Source organism: Paraburkholderia haematera (assembly GCF_905220975.1).
In the GTDB taxonomy this organism is placed as follows: domain Bacteria; phylum Pseudomonadota; class Gammaproteobacteria; order Burkholderiales; family Burkholderiaceae; genus Paraburkholderia; species Paraburkholderia haematera.
In genome coordinates this window covers 23,944-41,437 of record NZ_CAJNBK010000041.1, presented here as the reverse complement: position 1 = coordinate 41,437, position 17,494 = coordinate 23,944, and the positions used below count along the sequence as shown (strand labels likewise).

The following is a 17,494-nucleotide window of genomic DNA, read 5'->3' as shown; positions in this document are numbered from 1 at the left end:
GCTGCCGAGCAGTGCGAACAGTTCGTTCTTGGCGATGTTCAGACTGACGTTGTCGACAGCCGTGCTGTCGCCGAATTTCTTCACGACGTTTTCGATGCGGACGAATTCGTCGGACTTTGTTTTAGCTTTGGCCGTTTGACGGGCCACTGGCGTAGTGCTGTTTAGGGGCGTCGATTTCATGGCGTAAACATTCCTTGCGGATCGCAGACGTGAGCGGTCCCGTGCCAGACGCCATAAGCGACTTGCGAGGTGTGCTGCGATCGGGAAACATGGGACTGCGCGCAGGTGGGACCCTGATAGCGCGCAGGCTGACTACTGTGCTGCTTCTTTCAGGCGAGCAGGGATCAAGCGCCCCCTGCTGCGAAGGTATCGATGAGCTTATTGGCTGTGGGTAACTGTTTAGTGCCCTGTTTTCAGCTGGGCCCAAAGACGGTTTTCAAGGCGAAGGATGTCAGTCGGCAAGGGCTTCAACAGGGTCATCTTCTTCAGCACATCCGCCGGCGGGTACACACCCTGGTCATGCAAAACCGCTGGCGTGACGAACTGGCGCGCGGGGACATTGGCGGTCGGGTAGAAAACCTCGTTGGTAATGGCCGCATTAACTTTCGGGTCCTCGATGTAGTTAATCCATGCGAGTGCCGCTTCGGGGTGCGGTGCATCCTTCGGAATCACCATCACATCGAACCACACCAGGCCGCCTTCCTTTACATTGCCAAACTTGATCTCGTATGAACGCCTGGCTTCCTGCGCACGGCGGTGAGCGATGCCGACGTCGCCCGACCAGCCGAGCGTGACGCAAATGTCGTTGTTCGCGAGGTCGTTGATGTAACCCGACGAGTTGAACTGTGTAATGTACGGACGGACCTTCTTCAGCACGTCAAAGGCGGCCTGATAGTCGCCCGGATTGGTGCTGTTCGGATCCTTGTGCATGTATTGCAGTGTGGCGGCGAACACGTCAACGGGCTGATCGAGGAACGACACGCCGCAGCTCTTCAACTTGGAGATGTACGCCGGATCAAGCACCAGTGCCCAGCTGTCAACGGGAGCATCCGCGCCCAGGGCTTTCTGGACGGCCTGCACGTTGTAGCCGATGCCGTCGGTGCCGTACGCGTAGGGCGCACCGTACTGGTTGCCCGGATCAGCCTCGCTGATGATTTTCATCAACGTGGGGTCCAGGTTGGCCAGATTCGGGAGTTTCGATTTGTCCAGCTTCTGGTACACGCCAGCCTGAATCTGCTTGGCCATATAGTTCGACGTCGGGACCACGATGTCGTAGCCGGAACTGCCGGCGAGCAGTTTGGCCTGTAGCGTGTCGTCGCTATCGTAGTTGTCGTACTTGACCTTGATACCGTCCTGCTTCTCGAAGTTCGCAACCGTGTCCTTGGCGATATAGTCCGACCAGTTGTAGACATTCAGTTCCGTGTCGGCTGCAAGCGCCGGCGTGACCGACAGCGCGCAGAGGCTGGTGACAGCGAGTAGCGCAGCCCCCGTGGCTGCACGGTGTAGACGACGTCCAGAATGACAAGCGCTCATGATGTTCCCCTAGTAAATAAAGAAGCCGGTGCGAGCGTCTCTCAGTGCTCTTGCCGGACGAAATTGGCGTTGAGACAAGCCGGGTTGTGGCGTGGCCTTAAACGTGCAGCAGCAAATGCCGGCGTTCCCACGAACTGATCACGCGGAAAAACGCTTCGTATTCGGTTTCTTTCAGTGCCAGGTAGGCCTTGACGAATTTCTCGCCGAGAATCTCGGCCATCGGTTCGCACGCGCCCATCAGCGTCAACCCCTCTTCCAGATTGCGCGGCAACTGGTACGGCAACTCGTAACCGTCGCTGAGCAGCGGCTCGGTCGGCTGCAGATTTTGCGTCATGCCAACATAGCCGGCCGCCAGCGTCGCTGCGATCGCCAGATACGGATTGCAGTCCACACCCGGAATGCGGTTTTCGATGCGGCGCGCGGCCGGGCCCGAATGCGGAATCCGGAAACCCACCGTGCGGTTGTCGTAACCCCATGCCACGTTGATCGGCGCAGCCATGAAGCGCGACAGGCGGCGATACGAGTTGATGTACGGCGCGAAAATCGGCATCAGTGCCGGCGTGTACTTCTGCAGGCCGGCGATATAACCGGTGAAGAGCGACGTGGGCTTGCCGTCCGCACCGGTGAACAGGTTGTGGCCGGTTTCCTCGTCCACGAGGCTCTGGTGCATGTGCATGGCCGAGCCCGGTTCGCCTTCCATCGGCTTGGCCATGAAGGTCGCGTACATCTTGTGACGCAGCGCGGCTTCACGCACCGTGCGCTTGAACAGGAACACGCTGTCGGCAAGCTTCAGCGGATCGCCGTGCATGAAGTTGATTTCCATCTGCGCGGCGCCGACTTCGTGAATCAGCGTGTCGACTTCCAGTTCCTGCACCTCGCAGTATTCATAGATGTCTTCGAACAGCGGATCGAATTCGTTGACCGCTTCGATCGAATACGCCTGGCGTCCGGTCTCCGGACGGCCCGTGCGACCGATGGGCGGTTGCAGCGGCAGATCCGGGTCCTTGTTCATGTCGACCAGATAGAACTCGAGTTCGGGCGCGATCACCGGCTTCCAGCCCGTGGCCTTGTAGAGTTCGAGCACGCGGCGCAGCACACGGCGCGGCGAGATCGCAACGGGCGTGCCGTCGAAGTGAACGCAATCGTGAATCACCTGGGCGGTCGGATCGACTGCCCACGGAATCATGCGGATGGTGCTGGCGTCGGGCACGCACACCATGTCCGGGTCGGTGACGCCGGTGAGCGTGCCGTCTTCCGGATAGTCGCCTGTGACGGTCTGGATCATCACCGCCTGCGGCAAGCGCATGGACTCGCCGGATTCGAACTTGCTGCGCGGAATGATCTTGCCGCGTGCGATCCCGGCCATATCCGGAATGATCGCTTCGATCTCGGTGACGCGGTTCTTCTTCAGGAATTCGTCGATCTCGTTCATGGCTCTTTATCCGTCTCCCCACCGACGCAACGCACAGCGTTTTCTGTGCGCGCGGCTCTTACAACATGTCGTTCCTGGTACCACGGATCCTCCAGATGCAAGGGGACTGCGGCTAACGACGGATGGAGCGTAGCATCGCGCATTTATTGAATAAAAATAGTTTTCCTACCTTGTGGATAGTTTTTTTAGATGCAAAATCATCCCGACTTTTCCTCGCCTATCAATGCGTGTTCACAATCTGTTCCCGCGTTCGAGCAACGAAACATCGAAAGAGACCGGAAAGAAATGCAACTTTGGAAATGAATAGGAAAAACAGATGCAATGAAGAGCAAATATGTTCTTTCCGGTCCCTTTTTGTTGATCGACAGTAGGGTGTCAGAGCAGTCGCTGTCTCGATCATCGATACACGAGATGGGCGGGTAGTCCTGCCCATTTCCAGACCGGAGTTATTCCTTGAGTCATTCTTCAGCTGATATCCACAACCCTATGGACTGGCGGCGACTGGCCGCAGAAGTTCTCCCACGAGCGCAGGCACACATTGACGGTCGCTTCACAGACGCTCGAGACGGCGAGACCTTCGAGGCGATCAATCCGGCGACCGAGAAGGTGATTGCCCACGTTGCATCCTGCGGCATGGCAGATGTGAACGAAGCCGTTCGTGCGGCCCGTGCTTCGTTCGATGCAGGGCATTGGTCGCGCTGTCCGCCGGCGGAACGCAAGCGCGTCCTGTGCCGGTTAGGTGCATTGATTGCGTCCCACGGCGAAGAGCTCGCCCTGCTCGACTCGCTCAACATGGGCAAACGCGTGGCCGACGCCTTCGAGATCGACGTGCCGGCCGCAAGCAGCCTGTTCTGCTGGTATGGCGAGGCGATAGACAAAGTGAACGGCGAGGTTGCATCGACCGATCCGGGCAATCTCGCTGTTGTCACGAGAGAGCCGCTCGGCGTGGTCGGCGCAGTCGTGCCATGGAATTTCCCGCTCGATATGGTGGCCTGGAAAATTGCACCCGCACTTGCGGCGGGCAATAGCGTCGTGCTCAAGCCCGCGGAGCAATCGCCGCTGTCCGCACTGCGTCTCGCAGAACTCGCGCTCGAGGCCGGACTGCCACCGGGCGTGCTGAACGTCGTGCCCGGGTTCGGAGAGACCGCAGGACGCGCGCTCGGATTGCATCCGGACGTCGACGTCCTGGCCTTCACGGGATCGACAGCCGTCGGCAAAAAGTTTCTCGAATACGCCGCGCAATCGAATATGAAGCAGGTCTGGCTCGAATGCGGCGGCAAGAGTCCGAATCTGGTTTTCGACGATGTGGAGGATCTCGATCTTGCGGCCCGCAAGGCGTGCTTCGGCATCTTCTTCAACCAGGGCGAGGTGTGTTCGGCTAATTCACGACTGCTGGTGCATCGCTCGATCCATGATGAATTTGTCGATCGCCTGATCACCCATTCGCTCGACTTCATGCCGGGCGACCCGCTTGATCCTGCCAGCGGCATGGGCGCGATCGTCGACCGTGCGCAGTTTGACCGGGTAAAAGGATGGATCGAGCGGGGGCGCACGAGCTCGACGCTGGCGACCGGCGGCGGAACGCGGCTTGTCGACGGCAAGGGTTATTTCGTCGAGCCGACCATCTTTGTCGATGTCAACGCAAACGATCCGATCGCGCGAGAGGAAATCTTCGGGCCGGTCCTGTCGGTTCTCAAATTCGATACCGAAGACGAGGCGATCGCGCTCGCCAACGATTCGATCTATGGACTCGCCGCATCGGTCTGGACAGGCGGCCTGTCACGCGCACATCGCGTGGCGTCGCGCTTGCGTGCCGGCACCGTTTCCGTCAATACCGTCGACGCACTCAGCGCGCAGACCCCGTTTGGCGGTTTCCGCCAATCGGGGTTCGGCCGCGATCTGTCGTTACATGCACTCGACAAATACACGGGGCTCAAGACGACGTGGATTACCTACTGATCCGGCGATCGACTGCCTGAAACCAACCTGTACCCAGCCTGAGAGCACAGTCCAGGTGCAGCCCACCCGCCGCGCCGGACGTGAAAGGCGAAATCCGTCTGTTACACAACTGGAACCTTGAACATGAATGCGCCCAATTTTCCGCACCGCGCCACCCGCGATTACCAACAGAGCGATGCAGCCCATCACCTGCACGCCTTCGTCGATCAGAAAGCCCTGAATAACGAAGGGCCGCGCGTGATGGTTCGAGGCGAAGGTGTCTATCTCTGGGATAACGACGGCAACCGTTACATCGACGGCATGTCTGGCCTCTGGTGCACCAACGTCGGTTACGGCCGTCAGGAACTGATCGACGCCGCTTCACGGCAAATGAAGGAACTGTCGTACTACAACATGTTCTTTCACACCACGCATCCCGCCGTGATTGAATTGTCGGAGCGGCTGTTCTCATTGCTGGGCGATCGGTTTAGTCATGTCGTGTACACGAACTCCGGCTCTGAGGCGAATGAAGTGCTCATTCGTACGGTGCGGCGGTACTGGGGCATCATGGGCCAGCCCGGTAAGAAGGTTCTGATTGGGCGAATCAATGGCTATCACGGGTCGACCGTCGGCAGCGCGTCGCTGGGCGGCATGGCCTTCATGCATGAGATGGGCGACCTGCCGATTCCGAATGTGACGCACGTCGACGAACCGTACTGGTATGCGAACGGTGGCGATCTGAGCCCCGAAGCATTCGGCAAACAAGCCGCGTTGTCGCTCGAAAAGAAGATTCTCGAACTGGGTGCGGACCGGGTCGGCGCCTTTGTCGCCGAGCCGTTTCAGGGGGCGGGCGGCATGATCTTTCCGCCGGACGGCTACTGGCAGGAGATCCAGCGCATTTGCCGTCAGTACGACGTGCTGTTGTGCGCGGACGAGGTGATTGGCGGTTTCGGGCGAACCGGAGAATGGTTCGCGCACCGGCATTTCGGCTTCGAACCGGATTTGATCTGTATTGCGAAGGGTCTGACGTCGGGCTACGTGCCGATGGGCGGCCTGGTGATGAGTCGGCAGATCGGCGAAGCGCTTGTGGAAAAAGGCGGTGTCTACGCGCACGGATTGACCTATTCAGGTCACCCGGTCGCGGCGGCGGTCGCGCTGGCCAACCTCGATGTCCTCCAGAGCGAAAATCTTGTCGAGCGCACGAAGAACGACACCGGCCCGTATCTGCAGAATGCTTTGCGTGATGCATTCGCCGGTCATCCGATGATCGGTGAGATCCAGGGTGTGGGCGCGGTGGCCGCGATACAGCTCACGAAGAATAAGGCCACGCGCGAGCGCTTTAGCGACGAAGCCGAGTTGACCTGGCATAGCCGGACTGTCGGCTTCGAACTGGGCGCCATCGTGCGCTCGACGAACGGCCGTCTGATCGTCGCCCCGCCGCTCGTGATCGACCACGCGCAGATCGACGAACTGGTCGACAAGATGCAGCAGGCCGTCGATGCGACTGCACAGAAGGTATTCGGCAGTACCCGTTGATCCTGTTCGGTGTGATCGACCGCCCGTGAAGCCGCGGGCGGTCGAATTGCGCCTGGCAATATGTATCCGCCGTTACGTTTTGTCACCAGAGCACCGTCAACTGTTGTCTTCCCGCCTGCGTTAAACCGGCAGCGCTGAAACATTTCAGCCGCGACACAAAGAACCACCGGTTAAACCAGGAGTTACATCATGAAGACGCTTTTCGCCGCTCTCGCATCCGCTCTCGTCGTGTCGACCGCATTCGCACAAACCGCTGCGCCGTCGGCCGCGCAACCCGCCCAAACGCAACCCGCCGGTCAAGCCAATCTGAAGGCGAGCACCGCCGTGCAAAACAGCGCAACGGAAGAAGGCGCTAGCGCCACGAAAGCGCCGACCAAAGCCGCGACGAAGTCGCACGTGAAGAAGGCTTCCACCAGCCACACGGCAAAGGCCCATAAAGCCACCAAGAAGGCCACTGTCGACACCAGCGCAAGCAAGACCAAGACGGACAGCGCGAAAGAGGCCAGCACTGCCCCGGCAAAAGCCGACGGCGCAAAGACCGACACGACGAAAACGCAATAACACGTGATCGGCTTTCGGCACGCATCGGCCACGCATGCGTAGTTAATCGAAGCCGAACTGTGCCGTTCAGGGAGGGCGAGTCTGATGACTCGCCTTTTTTTCCTTTGACACCCCAATTTTTGCACTGCGTTTACTCGCGGACGTCTAATCTCGAACTGTCTTGATCAACCATGGCGTCAACGAACGCCGCATTAAATGGCACTCACGCAATCAATCGACAGCTTCGAAACGCAGCCGCTCAGCACGCCGCCGGTCCGGCGCAACAATGTCATTCCCTTCCCCACGGCCCGCGCCCGCTTGCAGGTGACCCTGCCCCACCCCTCGCACGATCTTCCCGGCACGCAGCTCCGCACTCTGCTTCGTTCTCCGCTCGGCGTGTATGTGGTCAGCACGGAGGCCGTGCGCGAAGAAGTCCGCGTGCAACTCGACATTGCGCTCGACGACCTCGACTTCACCTTGCATACGCTGATTTCGACGCTGCCCGCGGCAATGATTGGACCACTGAAGCGCCGCCACACCGTCGCAAAGGGGCGCTAATCATGTTTTCAGGTATCTGGCTGCCCATCGTTACACCGTTGCGTAACGGAGAAGTCGACGTCGACGCGTTACAGCGCCTCGCGGACAATACCCTGCGTACGGAGATCAGCGGTTTTGTCGCCTTGAGCACGACCGGCGAAGCCGCTTTGTTACAGGAATCCGAGCGCCTCACCGTGCTGCAGGCGCTGACGGATGTGATCGGCAGCCGTTTGCCGATGCTGATCGGCGTCGGCGGCTCCAATACGCGCGACGTCCTGCACGATATTCAGCGCTACGAGCGCCGGGACTGTGCGGGCTACCTGGTGTCTGCACCGTCGTACGTCTGTCCGGATCAGGCCGGTGTGCAATGGCATTTCGAACAGATCGCACTCGCCACCGAACGCCCTATCGTTTTGTACAACGTGCCGCATCGAACCGGCGTAACGATCGAGCCGGACACGGTTGCGCGCCTCGTCGAGCACGGAAACATCGTCGCGATCAAGGAATGCGTGAAGGAGCACTTCGGCAAGTTGCGCGGCCTGCCGATCAACGTGCTATGTGGCACCGACGAAGCATTGGACGACTGTCTGAACAACGGCGGCACAGGCGGCATCCTGGCAAGCGCGCATGTTTGCGCGGATCTTCTTGTTGCGGTACAGGAATTAATCGCAACCGATCGCGACGCAGAGGCGCGCAATCTGTTCGCCAGCTTGCTGCCCGTGTTGCGTCTGCTGTTCTCGGCGCCTAATCCATCCGCGATCAAGGCGATGCTGGCATTCGATCATTCGATGACGGACGAGACGCGCATGCCGATTGCGCGCGCGTCCGCACAACTCGTCGAGCGGCTGAGCACCGCGCGCGACAGGTTGCAGGACCTGCGGGCCGAGTTTGCGGGGGCGATGAGCTAACGAATAGCAGGTTGCACTTCAATGTGCACGTAACTGCGCCACGAATCGGTTCATCATTCGTCGCACAGTTACGTGCAGGCGCCGCAGTTGGCGCGGCCAGCACCGACTGCGCGTCGGCGGCTTGCGATGCCGCCGCAAGCGAGAAGAGCATCGCCGCGATGCATGACCTTCAAGCCGGACTTCGGCTTAAGGTTTCGTTGTGTTTGCACACCATCCAGAGCGCTATTTCCATGCATAGGTTCGCTTCCTGACCGGGGTGCATCGACCTTACCGGGCTTGGTGTAGCGAATCGCCAAAGAAATAGGGGTGCGCCGTAAAATGCTTATAAAGATGTGTGCTCGCGCGTAACCTCAGCGCGACTCAGTTCGATCCATCTCCTGCCGGATTCAGATCGGCTAGCGCGCTGAGCTTCTGCACATCCGCGATTTCGATTTCCGCATAGCCTAGCTTCAACGCGCCCTGCGTTTCGAACTGCTTGAGCACCTGATTGATCGTCTGCCGCGACAAAGCCAGCATCATCGCCAGGTCCTCCTGCGGCACTTTGAGCACACGCCGCAGTGCGCCGGGTTCGCCGTAGCCGCCTGCCATCAACAGCAGCCGGCGTGCCACGCGCGGCGCGGCGGGAAGTAAGGCGGCTTCTTCAATCGCATCGAAAGCGAGGCGCAGCTTTTGCGTCAACAACAAACCGAAAACGTGCCAATACTCGGGCGTGCGTTGAAGCAGCGTGGCAAGCGCGGCGCGCGGTACATGAAACAACTCGGAATCGCGTTCGGCATACGCGTCGTGGGTTCGCGGGCGGTTATCGAACAGCGCGATTTCGCCGAACCAGTTGACCGGCTCGATGACCGCAAGCAACGCTTCCTTGCCGGCCGAACTTGCGGCACCGATTCGCACCAGACCGTCGAGCACGGCGTAGAGGCCGTCGTCGGAATCGCCGCGCGTGAAGAGCCGTTCGCCGGCCGCCAGGCGCTCAACACGCCCCGCCTGGATCAACTGCGCCTGCATGGCGGCCGGCGCCGAGCGGAACCACGCGCTGCGCTCGAGCCGCGTGGCAAGCTCCTGTGATGAAAGACGCGCGGTCATAGAACGGTATTCTTGCCCGATTGTCGGTTACCCGATGGTTTCATATTTCACTGCCCGCGATTATGCTGACTTTGATTGAGGAGCGGCATCCATGAGAACGCTGACGCAACAGCTTACGCAATACGCGGCCTATCATCGCGACCGGCGCAATATCGCCACGCATTTCATTGGCATTCCGATGATCGTGCTGGCGCTGGCGGTGTTGTTGAGCCGGCCGGCTTTTAGCCTGGGTGCGCTGCCGCTTACCGTATCGCTCGCGTGGGTGCTGTTCGCCGCGGCGACCGTCTATTACCTCGTGCTCGACGTGCCGCTCGGCGTGATGATGGCCGTGGTATCGGTAGTGTGCGTTGCATGCGGACAGTGGCTCGCCGCGCAAACGACGCTCACCTGGCTTGCCTCGGGCATTGGACTTTTCGTGGTCGGCTGGGTGTTTCAGTTCATCGGCCATGTCGCCTACGAACATCGCAAGCCGGCCTTTGTCGACGATGTGATCGGCCTGTTGATCGGGCCGCCATTTGTGCTCGCTGAAGCGTTGTTCGGTTTTGGCTGGCGGCCGGCGCTGCGCGAAGCGATCGAGGCGCAGGTCGGTGCGACGCGTATCAATGCGGATCGCGCGGCAGCGCATCGCTGAACCGCGGCGCGTGATTCAGCGGGCAAAGCTCAATACTGCGCACCGCCCCAACTCAACCAACACGGCTTAGCGCGGCGCAAACCCAACGAGCCGCACACTGTGCAACGCCGTCAGCGCAACCGCGATCCAGATCGGAATATACGTGGCCAACTGTGTCGTGCTGAGCGTCTCGCCGAGCAACGTGATCGAGACAAACACGAGCAACACCGGCTCGACATACCCGAGGATGCCGAACAATGCGATCGGCAATAAGCGGCTCGCCTTCAGATACGAAGCCAGCGCAATGGTGCTGAGCGCGCCGAGCCCTGGCAACAGCAAGCACCACATGTCGATACGGCCGCCGATCTCCGCGAGCGACCCGCCGATGACGACGAACACAGCCGCCGCCGGCAACAGCAGCGCCATTTCCACTGTGAACATGGCCAGCGAATCCTGGTTGATTTTGCGGCGCAGCACGAAGTACGGCGGATAGCCGAGCGCGACGAGCAAGGTGGGCCACGAAAAGGCACCCGTCATCCACAGTTCGTGCGCGACGCCCAAAGCGGCGAATATCACAGCGAGCCACTGCAGACCGTCGAGGCGCTCGTGATAATAGAAGCGGCCCACCAGCACCATCACGAGCGGCAGCAGAAAATAGCCGAGCGAGACTTCAAGCATGCGCCCATGCAGCGGCGCCCATAGAAACACCCATAGCTGCGCGCCAAGCAAAACCGCGCTGACAACCATCGCCGCGCCGAGCTTCGGCTCCGTCACCATGCGGTAAAGAAGCTGCCGGAGAATCGGCAGGCGTTTGCGCAGCACGATCAGCAACAGCGCGCCGGGCACGGTCCACACGACGCGCCACGCGAAAATGTCGAGGCCGCTCAGCGGCGCAAGCAGCTTGGCGTAAGCGGACAGTAAAGCGAACATTGCCGACGCGCCGACCGACAACGCGATCCCGCGCTTTGGGTCATACTGGTTCATTGCGCGACCCGTGGTGCAATCGGTTTGGCAAGCGGTGCAGATGCGCGAGCGGATGTAGATGCGGGCGTGTGCGGCGCAGCATACGGCTGCGCGCCTCGAGTTGTTCTCATTAGAAGTGAAGTCTCACAGATTGGCAGTGCGGCTGACCGTACGGTTCAAGCGCTGCGTTTTTATCTTCGATAGGCGATGCAAGCGGGCATTCTAGACGGGTTCCCGGCCAAGGTGCCCGCGCGGTCCCTGCAAAGAGCAGCAATTTTTCCCGTGCACATCGCTCGCCGATGCACTAGAACATAACTTCACGCGCGCCAGGTGAATCCGCAACTGCAACACCGGCAACCTCCCGTGCAGTTGTTCAAGCGCGAATCTTGCTACGAAGTCTGGCGACACCGTTTGCAACGTCATCCGAGACGTCCTCGATCTCCGTTGCAACGAACATTTTCAATCGTCGCCTGCAGCATCAATACGCCGGGCCGGCCAAGACAGTCCACGCGGACCGGGCCAGCCCTTCTTGCTCGCGGCATGCATCAACTGCATTTCATCGCGCATGCCGCCGCCTGGCCTGCAACCCCGCTCATCGAATGTGACTACTGGAGCCAGCATGACCCAGCCAGCCCTCTCGCACGACGCATCGCCCGATCTGCTACGCGCCGCCTTCGCCGCCGAAGTACGCGCCGGACTCACCCACGCACCGCAAAAAGAACTGCCGTCGAAGTATCTGTATGACGAAGTCGGCTCCGCACTATTCGAAGTGATCACCGTACTGCCCGAATACGGCGTGACGCGCGCCGAGGAGCGGCTGCTTGCGAAGCACGCGGCGGATATCGTCGCGCATCTGCCGCACGACGTGACTGTCGCCGAACTGGGCAGCGGCAGCGGGCGCAAAACGCGGCGTATTCTGGAAGCGTTGTGTAAAAAACGCCCCACTTCCTACTGCCCGATTGAAATTTCGCGCAGCGCGTTGCAGTTATGCAGGCGCGAGCTTGGCGACATCGAGCGGATCTCGATCGTTGGCTATGAACGCGATTACCTGGCGGGACTGGCCGAGGTGAGCAAGAGCCGCGCGGCGGACGAACGGTTACTCGTGCTGTTCCTTGGCAGTACGATCGGTAATTTCGGCAGACTCGCGGCGACGCGTTTTCTGCGCGATATCCGCAACATGCTGGCGCCCGGCGATGCGCTACTGCTCGGCACGGACCTGATCAAGCCGACGCCGGTGCTCGTGGCTGCCTACGACGATGCGATCGGCGTGACCGCGTCGTTCAATCTGAATCTGCTGGCGCGCGTCAATCGCGAACTCGAAGGCGATTTTCCGCTCGATGCGTTCGAGCACGTCGCGCGCTTCAATCCGGACGCGCGCAGCATCGAGATGCATCTGCGGGCGAAGCGCGATGTCACGGCGCACGTGGGCGCCGCGCAATTGACGGTCTCGCTCAAAGCAGGCGAAACGATCTGGACCGAGAGCAGCCACAAATATCGCGCCGACGAGGTGCCCGCGATCGCCGACGACGCCGGCTTCGTGTGCAGCCATCAGTGGATCGAAGACGGATGGGGCTTTGCGGAGAGTTTGCTGGTGGCGCGCTAGCGCTCATTGCCACCGCAGTGCCACCTCAGTGCTGCTCAAAACGCTCAAAACGCTTTTCCGTCGCGCGCTCTTCACCGGTCACCTCGGTGACGCGCGCCGCCGGCGGCCCGTGACGCAGCCATGACAGCATCCGGTCGACCTGGTTGGCCGAGCCTTGCAACATCGCTTCAACGGAGCCGTCGTCGAGATTCGCCACCCATCCTTTGATACCGAGTGCGTGGGCCTGCCGCACAGTGGCGTGGCGAAAGCCTACGCCCTGCACAGTGCCGCGCACCCGCACGTAATACGTTTCGATCCGCTGATCCAGATCCGGGGCCATGCCGTCCTCTCCTCTATCCCATGCAACGTAAATCTTTCAAGCCGGCATTCTAGTCGCGTCGTGACGAGAATGCTCGGCGGTATCTCAGTTCCCCTGCACACCTGAGCCGCCCGGCGCGACACGCGGCGCGCGCGACACGTACAATCCGTCGACTGTCACGCAGGGAATGAAACAGAATGACCGAACAGAATCGCGATCTCGTGCTCGTGACCGGCGCTTCCGGCTTCGTCGGCTCGTCGGTGGCGCGCATCGCGCAGCAGAAGGGTTTCAAGGTGCGCGTGCTGGTGCGCGCCACCAGTCCGCGCAAAAACGTCGAGGCGCTGGATGCGGAAATCGTGGTCGGCGACATGCGCGACGAAGCGTCGATGCGCAACGCGCTGCGCGGCGTGCGTTATCTGCTGCACGTCGCTGCCGACTACCGCCTGTGGGCGCCGGACCCGAGCGAAATCGAGCGCTCGAATCTCGAAGGCACCGAGGCAACCATGCGCGCCGCGCTGAAGGAAGGGGTCGAGCGCATCGTCTATACGAGCAGCGTGGCGACGTTGAAAGTCACCAGCTCCGGCCAGTCAGCGGACGAGGGTTCGCCGCTCAAAGCCGACCAGGCGATCGGCGTGTACAAGCGCAGCAAGGTGCTGGCCGAACGCGCGGTGGAGCGCATGATCGCCGAGGACGGCCTGCCGGCCGTGATCGTCAATCCGTCCACGCCGATCGGTCCGCGCGACGTCAAGCCGACGCCGACCGGGCGCATCATCGTCGAAGCGGCGCTCGGCAAGATTCCCGCGTTCGTCGATACGGGGCTGAACCTCGTGCATGTGGATGACGTGGCCGCCGGCCATTTCCTCGCGCTCGAACGTGGCAAGATCGGCGAGCGCTACATTCTCGGCGGCGAAAATCTGCCGCTGCAACAGATGCTCGCGGATATCGCGGCGCTGACCGGCCGCAAGGCGCCGACCTTGAGTTTGCCGCGCTGGCCACTCTATCCGCTCGCCGCGGGCGCCGAAGCGGTCGCCAAGATCACGAAGCGCGAACCGTTCCTCACCGTCGACGGTTTGAAAATGTCGAAGAACAAGATGTACTTCACGTCAGCGAAAGCGGAACGGGAGCTCGGCTATCGCGCGCGGCCCTATCGCGAGGGCTTGAGCGATGCGATCGAATGGTTCAAACAAGCCGGATATTTGAAGTCCTGATGCGTGCATGACGGTCCGGCCAGGCCGCGCCGGGCGATCCGGTGTGGCCTGCATGCACTTTGTTACAACGTCACTGTGTTTGCGACAGGTAAAAGCCTACGCGCAGCAGGTAAAATCGTGGGTCTTACCAGAGAAACCTCGCATGAATCTTCACGAACAGCTCGGCGCGCTGGAAATGGGCGTCGATCAGCTCATCCAGGCTGTCGTGGCCCCGCAGGCCGAAAACATCCCCGAGACACCCGCAGTAACCGCCGGGCAGGAAGTGCCGGTGGCGAATCACGTCGCGTCCGGATCGACAGCGGAAGACGTGGCGCCTGAAGCAGCGGCGGTCGCGGTAGAAACAGCGGAGCCGGCACCGGCCTCCGGCGAAGAGACGGCTGCCCAGTTGCAGCCCACGCTCGAAATCAACCGCCCCGCGCAAAACGAGATCACGATGACCATTGGCGGCCAGACGGTCGCGCTGCGTGCCGAGCAGATCGGACAGTTGATCGAGGAATTGTCGAACGCGCGTGCCTCAATGACGCCGGAACCGCCGCCGGGCATTCCGTCGGGCTGGCGCTTCGTCTCGACGAAGAATCCCGTGATGGCCGTGCAGAAACAGTCGAATGGCGACCGTCTGCTGGTGATGCGTCACACCGGCCACGGCTGGGTGCCGTTCACGTTCTCGCCCGACATGGTGATCCAGATGTACATGATGCTCACCAAGGGCTGATGTAAAGGTCGATGTAAAAAAACGGCGCCTGAGAGCGCCGTTTTTTTCGTCCAACACATCTCCGGCCGAGCGCCTCAGCGCTCCTGCACCGGTGCCTGCACCCGCGCCTTCCATTGGCCGCCCTTGCCGCGCCAGTAGCGTACCGCCGACGCAAACGTCGCGCCGACATAGAACAACGCCACTAGCGGCAGAAACGGCGCCCACAGCGGCGAACGGCGGTAATAGCTGAGCATCGGCGCATAAGCGCAGCACATGAGCGCCCAGGCAAGCCACGCGGGCGCGCCCTGCGGGCCGAGCACCAGCGCGGCCACCGGCGGCAGCAGATAGATGATCGTCATGCCCAGAAGCGTGCCCGCCAGCAGCAGCGGCGAGTAACGCAACTGCGTAAAGGCCGTGCGCGCAATCATGTTCCAGATGTCACGCCAGCTATCGTAAGGACGCAGCGACACGCTGCGCGCCGCCACATCCAGACGGATCGGATGACGCCCCGTGCCGCGATGCTTGATGCGTGCGGCGAGACTGCAATCGTCGATCAGCTCCGCGCGGATCGACTCGATGCCGCCCGCCTCTTCGAGCGCGCTGCGCCGGACCAGCATGCAGCCGCCCGCCGCCGCGGCCGTGCGGTTGCGCGGGTTGTTGACCCACGAGAACGGATACAGCTTGGCGAAGAAGAACACGAAGGCCGGAATCAGCGCCTTCTCCCAGAACGAATCGCAACGCAGACGGACCATCAGCGAGACAAGGTCGCGCTTTTCCGCGTCCGCACGGGCGACGAGTTGCGCGACGGCGTCGGCGGGATGGCCGATGTCCGCGTCGGTGAGCAGCAGGAAATCGGCAGGCAGGCCGAGCGTGCGCACCGCTTCGATTCCTTGCGACTGCGCCCACACCTTGCCGGACCAGCCCGGCGGCAGCGGCTTCGCGCTCAAAACCGTCAGGCGGTCGGGGCAATGCAGTTGCAACGCGACCGCGCGGGCGGCGTCGGCGGTGCCGTCGGTGCTGTGGTCGTCGACGACGACGACGTGGAATTCGCCCGGATAGTCCTGCTCGAGCAAGGTGGTGACCGCTTGTGCAATGACATCGACCTCATTGCGTGCCGGCACCACAGCGACAACCGCAGGCCACGTTTTATGCGGTTCGAGCGTGAGCGGCGCAGCGGGGCGCGCCCGCCAGAAACCACCACGGGCGAACAGCAACACGCACCACACAAGCAGTGAAAGACACGAAAGAAGAAACAGAGCCACCGCCATTAAGCATTACCCTCGAGTGAACATCCGGCGAGTCTTGAAACCATTCTGTAATGTGACGCGCGTACGTGCGCCGCAGGACCACGTAGTTTAAGGGTTCCGCCAAACAGGTGCAGCGTGTAATCATTGCCACCACGCATTGCCACCACGCATTGCCACCCAAGCATTCGCGCATGCTCCATGGACGCGGCGCGGGCCGGCGAGCCCACGGCGCGGCGCTGTCCCAACACCTTGGCGGGGCACCAGAGCAAAGCCGGGCTGATAGCGTTAGAATGCGCGTTTGGTTTTGCTGTACCGGCTCGTCGCCGGGGCTCAAGACGTCAACTAAATAGATGGTCGCGGCGATAAAGTCATATTTACCGACTTCTTCGAAACCCGCGTCAGTCGGAGTTCGCCAATTTATGCGAGTCATCCTTGCTCAGCCCCGCGGCTTTTGTGCGGGTGTTGTTCGCGCAATCGAGATCGTCGATCGCGCGTTACAGCAACACGGTGCGCCCGTGTATGTTCGCCACGAGATTGTTCACAATCGCCACGTGGTGGATAACCTGCGCCAGAAGGGGGCGCGCTTTGTCGAGGAACTCGACGAGGTGCCGCAAGGCGCTGTGGCGATTTTCAGCGCGCATGGTGTCGCGCAGACTGTCGAACGTGACGCCGAACAACGCGGCCTCGACGTGCTCGACGCGACCTGCCCGCTCGTGACCAAGGTTCACGTGCAAGGGCGCCAATATGTGGCGGCAGGCCGCACCCTGATCCTGATTGGCCACGCGGGCCATCCGGAAGTGGAAGGCACGATCGGCCAGATTCCCGGCAAGGTGCTGCTGGTGCAGAGCGAGGCTGAAGTCGCGCATCTGGACCTGCCGCTCGATACGCCGCTTGCGTACGTCACGCAAACCACGCTATCGGTCGACGACACACGTGGCATCATCGACGCCCTGCTGCGCCGTTTCACCGACATGGTCGGTCCCGACACGCGCGACATCTGCTACGCCACGCAAAACCGCCAGGCCGCGGTGCGCGAGTTGAGCAAAGAGGTCGAGGTGCTGCTGGTAGTCGGCGCAACCAACAGTTCGAACTCGAACCGGCTGCGCGAGATCGGCAGCGAAAGCGGCGTGGCGAGTTATCTCGTCGCCGACGGTTCGGAAGTGAAGCCGGAGTGGTTTGCCAACGTGCAGACTGTCGGCATCACGGCCGGTGCTTCGGCGCCGGAAGAGATGGTGAAGAACGTAATCGATGCGCTGCGCGCATTGGGGCCCGTCGATGTCACGACGATGGCGGGCCGTGAAGAGAAAGTCGAATTCAAGTTGCCATCGAAACTGATGCAACCACTCGCTGCACGCGAAGTTTAAGGA

General features: G+C 61.2%; 16 protein-coding genes and 1 pseudogene. 10 read left to right on the top strand and 7 right to left on the bottom strand.

Annotated elements, in window-relative coordinates; translation table 11 throughout:
* The 3 genes and pseudogenes from KHO23_RS33370 to KHO23_RS33360 all read right to left on the bottom strand — a co-directional run.
* Positions 1–180, bottom strand: a pseudogene (locus tag KHO23_RS33370) (polyamine ABC transporter ATP-binding protein); the annotation flags it as partial.
* 219 nt (positions 181–399) lie between these two features.
* Positions 400–1,533 carry a polyamine ABC transporter substrate-binding protein gene (locus KHO23_RS33365; protein ID WP_211617163.1) on the bottom strand — a complete coding sequence of 378 codons (1,134 nt, stop codon included), beginning with the start codon at positions 1,531–1,533 and terminating at the stop codon, positions 400–402.
* Positions 1,534–1,630: 97 nt separating this feature from the next.
* Positions 1,631–2,965 carry a glutamine synthetase family protein gene (locus KHO23_RS33360; protein ID WP_211617161.1) on the bottom strand — a complete coding sequence of 445 codons (1,335 nt, stop codon included), beginning with the start codon at positions 2,963–2,965 and terminating at the stop codon, positions 1,631–1,633.
* A gap of 486 nt (positions 2,966–3,451) precedes the next feature.
* Between KHO23_RS33360 and KHO23_RS33355 the strand changes: the two genes are divergently transcribed.
* From KHO23_RS33355 to KHO23_RS33335, 5 genes are all read left to right on the top strand, one after another.
* Positions 3,452–4,924: an aldehyde dehydrogenase gene (locus KHO23_RS33355; protein ID WP_211617165.1), complete on the top strand. Its 1,473-nt coding sequence runs from the start codon at positions 3,452–3,454 to the stop codon at positions 4,922–4,924.
* Between the two features lie 123 nt (positions 4,925–5,047).
* Positions 5,048–6,439: an aspartate aminotransferase family protein gene (locus KHO23_RS33350; protein ID WP_211617159.1), complete on the top strand. Its 1,392-nt coding sequence runs from the start codon at positions 5,048–5,050 to the stop codon at positions 6,437–6,439.
* A gap of 189 nt (positions 6,440–6,628) precedes the next feature.
* The gene (locus tag KHO23_RS33345) at positions 6,629–7,000 is read left to right on the top strand and encodes a hypothetical protein (RefSeq protein WP_211617158.1); all 372 of its coding nucleotides are present in this window, start codon (positions 6,629–6,631) and stop codon (positions 6,998–7,000) included.
* A gap of 195 nt (positions 7,001–7,195) precedes the next feature.
* Positions 7,196–7,537, top strand: coding sequence for a hypothetical protein (locus tag KHO23_RS33340; RefSeq protein ID WP_211617156.1), 342 nt, complete (start codon positions 7,196–7,198; stop codon positions 7,535–7,537).
* Between the two features lie 2 nt (positions 7,538–7,539).
* Entirely contained in the window at positions 7,540–8,424 is an 885-nt protein-coding gene (locus KHO23_RS33335) for a 4-hydroxy-tetrahydrodipicolinate synthase family protein (protein ID WP_211617154.1), read from the top strand.
* 360 nt (positions 8,425–8,784) lie between these two features.
* On the opposite strand, the gene KHO23_RS33330 is transcribed toward KHO23_RS33335, so the two are convergent.
* Entirely contained in the window at positions 8,785–9,507 is a 723-nt protein-coding gene (locus KHO23_RS33330; RefSeq protein WP_211617152.1) for a Crp/Fnr family transcriptional regulator, read from the bottom strand.
* Between the two features lie 91 nt (positions 9,508–9,598).
* On the opposite strand from KHO23_RS33330, the gene KHO23_RS33325 reads away from it, so the two are divergent.
* Entirely contained in the window at positions 9,599–10,138 is a 540-nt protein-coding gene (locus KHO23_RS33325) for an Mpo1 family 2-hydroxy fatty acid dioxygenase (RefSeq protein WP_211617150.1), read from the top strand.
* Positions 10,139–10,204: 66 nt separating this feature from the next.
* Here the strand turns inward: KHO23_RS33325 and rarD are convergent, their stop codons facing one another.
* Positions 10,205–11,101 carry an EamA family transporter RarD gene (gene rarD, locus KHO23_RS33320; RefSeq protein ID WP_211617148.1) on the bottom strand — a complete coding sequence of 299 codons (897 nt, stop codon included), beginning with the start codon at positions 11,099–11,101 and terminating at the stop codon, positions 10,205–10,207.
* Between the two features lie 598 nt (positions 11,102–11,699).
* Here rarD and egtD point away from each other — a divergent pair.
* Entirely contained in the window at positions 11,700–12,683 is a 984-nt protein-coding gene (gene egtD, locus KHO23_RS33315; protein ID WP_211617146.1) for an L-histidine N(alpha)-methyltransferase, read from the top strand.
* Between the two features lie 25 nt (positions 12,684–12,708).
* Here the strand turns inward: egtD and KHO23_RS33310 are convergent, their stop codons facing one another.
* Entirely contained in the window at positions 12,709–13,002 is a 294-nt protein-coding gene (locus KHO23_RS33310; RefSeq protein WP_120293712.1) for an acylphosphatase, read from the bottom strand.
* Positions 13,003–13,178: 176 nt separating this feature from the next.
* Between KHO23_RS33310 and hpnA the strand changes: the two genes are divergently transcribed.
* Entirely contained in the window at positions 13,179–14,189 is a 1,011-nt protein-coding gene (hpnA, locus tag KHO23_RS33305) for a hopanoid-associated sugar epimerase (RefSeq protein ID WP_211617144.1), read from the top strand.
* Positions 14,190–14,331: 142 nt separating this feature from the next.
* On the top strand, positions 14,332–14,901 hold the full coding sequence (locus KHO23_RS33300; RefSeq protein ID WP_211617142.1) for a hypothetical protein: 570 nt from the start codon (positions 14,332–14,334) through the stop codon (positions 14,899–14,901).
* Positions 14,902–14,975: 74 nt separating this feature from the next.
* Here the strand turns inward: KHO23_RS33300 and KHO23_RS33295 are convergent, their stop codons facing one another.
* Complete coding sequence (locus tag KHO23_RS33295; RefSeq protein ID WP_211617140.1) at positions 14,976–16,148, bottom strand: glycosyltransferase; 1,173 nt, start codon at positions 16,146–16,148, stop codon at positions 14,976–14,978.
* Between the two features lie 398 nt (positions 16,149–16,546).
* Between KHO23_RS33295 and ispH the strand changes: the two genes are divergently transcribed.
* Positions 16,547–17,491 carry a 4-hydroxy-3-methylbut-2-enyl diphosphate reductase gene (ispH, locus tag KHO23_RS33290; RefSeq protein WP_211617138.1) on the top strand — a complete coding sequence of 315 codons (945 nt, stop codon included), beginning with the start codon at positions 16,547–16,549 and terminating at the stop codon, positions 17,489–17,491.
* Positions 17,492–17,494 lie beyond the last annotated feature (3 nt).